At 77.0% G+C, this 2,531-nt stretch carries 2 protein-coding genes and 1 pseudogene; 2 read left to right on the forward strand and 1 reads right to left on the reverse strand.

From position 1 onward, the window contains the following. Both AE652_RS39400 and AE652_RS39405 read left to right on the forward strand, forming a co-directional pair. Positions 1-644 (forward strand): annotated as a pseudogene (locus tag AE652_RS39400) (diaminopimelate decarboxylase); the annotation flags it as partial. A gap of 9 nt (positions 645-653) precedes the next feature. Then, a complete protein-coding gene (locus AE652_RS39405; protein WP_049660390.1) occupies positions 654-1,577 on the forward strand; it encodes a LysR family transcriptional regulator in 924 nt (307 codons plus the stop codon). 67 nt (positions 1,578-1,644) lie between these two features. On the opposite strand, the gene AE652_RS39410 is transcribed toward AE652_RS39405, so the two are convergent. Continuing rightward, on the reverse strand, positions 1,645-2,484 hold the full coding sequence (locus AE652_RS39410) for a serine hydrolase (RefSeq protein WP_053112553.1): 840 nt from the start codon (positions 2,482-2,484) through the stop codon (positions 1,645-1,647). Positions 2,485-2,531: the final 47 nt, after the last annotated feature.

Here is a 2,531-nt window from a genome sequence, read left to right on the forward strand (position 1 = left end):
CCCGGTTCGCGGTGGAGCACGGACTGCGCCGGCTGACCGTCGGCGGCGGCCTGGGCGTGGCCTACCTGAGCGGGCAGAGCGCCCCCTCCTTCGCGGTCTGGGCCGAGCGGGTCCGCGCGGCGGTGCGCGGCGCGGGCTGGAGCGGCGAGGTGGGCGTCGAGCCCGGCCGCTCGATCGCCGCCCGGGCCGGGCTGACGCTGTACCGGGTCGGCACCGTCAAGCGGATCGAGGGCGTGCGCACCTACGTCAGCGTGGACGGCGGGATGAGCGACAACCTGCGCCCGGCGCTGTACGGCGCCCGCTACGAGGCCTTCCTGCCGCGCTGCCCCGAAGCGCCCCGGCCGGGGCACGCCCGGCTGGTCGGCAAGCACTGCGAGAGCGGCGACGTGATCATCGACGACGCCGCGCTCCCCGCCGACCTGCGGGTCGGCGACCTGCTGGCCACCCCGGTGACCGGCGCCTACGGCTACGCCATGGCGTCCAACTACAACAAGCTGCCGCGGCCCGCCGTGGTCTTCGTCCGCAACGGCGAGGCCCGCCTGGTGGTGCGCCGGGAGACCGAGCACGACCTGCTCCGGCTGGACGTGGCCGCCGGCGACGGCCTCGGGGAACCGGTGGCTGCGCAGCGGTCGCATGCCGTCTAACCTGGGCCGATGCTGAACAGCGCCCGACTGCACGTCCTCCTGGAGATCGCCCGCCGGGGCACCATCGTGGCCGCGGCGCAGGCCCTGCACCTGAGCCCGTCCGCCATCTCGCACCAGCTCGCCCGCCTGGAGCAGGAGCTGGGTGTCGCGCTGGTGGAACGGGCTCCGCAGTCCCTGCGCCTGACGCCCGCGGGTGTCCGGCTGGCCGAGCACGCCCAGGCGATCGCCGATCTGATGGCCGTCGCCCAGGACGACCTGCGGGCGCACGCCGAGGGCGCGGCCGGGGTGCTGCGGATCGGCTTCTTCGCCTCCGCCGGGCTGGACCTGCTGCCCCGGGCGCTGGCCGCGTTCTCCGCCGCGAACCCGCAGGTCGAGCTGGAGCTGATCATGGGCCAGCCGCACGAGCTGGTCCCGGACCTGGAGGCCGGCCGGCTGGACGCGGCCGTCGTCTTCGAGCACCCGCTGGACCCGTGGTGCCGCCAGGCGGCGGTGGACGTGCGGATGTACTTCGAGGAGCCGCAGCTGGTCGTGGTGCCGCTGCGGCACCGGCTCGGGCGGCGCTCGCTGGTGCGGCTGGCCGAGCTGGAGGGCGAGAGCTGGATCGGCACCCACGGCGGCAGCACCGGCGAGCCGGTGCTCGAACGCGCCTGCGCGGCCGAGGGGTTCCGCCCCCGGGTGCGCTGCCGCAGCGACCACTACCAGGTGACCATCAACCTCGCGCGGGCCGGCATGGGCGTCGCGCTGATCCCGGCGCTCGGCCTGGCCGACAGCGCCGGGGTGCACGTCTGCCGGCTGGACCACCCGCAGCTGCACCGCCGGATCGGGGTGGCCACCCGGACCACCAACCGCAACCCGGTGCTGCGGTCCTTCCTCGCCGAACTCGGCGCGGCGGCCGGGGAGATCAGGTCGCTGCTCGACATGCGCTGGGCCTGACCTCCCCGGCCCGGACGTCCCCCGGCCCGGACCATGCCCGGCCCTGACCTCCCCGGCCCGGAGCCCGTCAGGCCGGCCGCTGGGCCCAGGCCGCGAGGGCGCCGCCGACGTCCCGGATGGCGTGCACGGCGGCCCGCTCGGTGCTGGGCCCGAGCGCCACGTCCCAGTGCGCGACGACCGCGTAGGCCACCCGCCGGGCGCCCACGATGACGCCCGCGTCGGCCCGCACCCCGGTGTCCGTACCGGTCTTGTTGGCCACCAACAGGCGGCCGGGCAGCGGTTCGGGGAAGCCGGGGGCGTACGGGTCGTGGTCGATCAGCGCGGGCACCAGCCCGTGGTCGGTGTTGGCGCGCATCCAGCCGAGCAGCCGGGCCGAGGCCCCCGGGGTGGCCATGGTGCCCCGGACCGCGAGGGCCACCAGGCGGGCCAGGTCGCGGGCGGTGCCGGTGGCGAAGACCGGCGGGACGTCCGGCCCGCGCTCGTCGCGCACCCGGTCGTGCAGGGTGAGCCGCTCGAGCCCGAGGTCGTGGGCCAGCCGCGCGGTGGCCGGCAGGCCGACCAGCCGCAGCAGGGCGTTGGTGGCGGTGTTGTCGCTGACCGCGGCGGTCAGCCAGGCCAGGTCCTCCACCGTCCAGCCGGGGCGGCTGAGCCGGCCGAGCAGGCCGGTGCCGCCGGTGACGTCCTCGGGGAGGATCGCGGCCGGCTGCCCGGCCGCCAGTTCCCCGTTGTCCAACCGCCGGGCGACCTCGGCGAGCAGGAGCAGCTTGGAGGCGCTGGCGACGGGCAGCACGACGGTGTCGTCCACCCCGACCGCTTCGCCGCCGTCCACGTCGACGGCGGCCACCGCGAGGGTCAGCGGGAGCGCCGCCGAGCTGCGCGCGGCGGCGGCCACCTGGGCGAGGCTCATCGGACCCGCACCACCTCTCCGGCCCGGCTCGCGGTCGGCCGGCCGCC

The sequence above is a fragment of the Kitasatospora sp. MY 5-36 genome, from assembly GCF_001182915.1.
Taxonomy (GTDB): Bacteria; Actinomycetota; Actinomycetes; order Streptomycetales; family Streptomycetaceae; genus Kitasatospora.

Bases quoted from the DNA above. Each gene is read 5' to 3' on its own strand.
- AE652_RS39405 (WP_049660390.1), top strand. From the start codon at position 654: ATGCTGAACAGCGCCCGACTGCACGTCCTCCTGGAGATCGCCCGCCGG.
- AE652_RS39410 (WP_053112553.1), bottom strand. From the start codon at position 2,484: ATGAGCCTCGCCCAGGTGGCCGCCGCCGCGCGCAGCTCGGCGGCGCTC.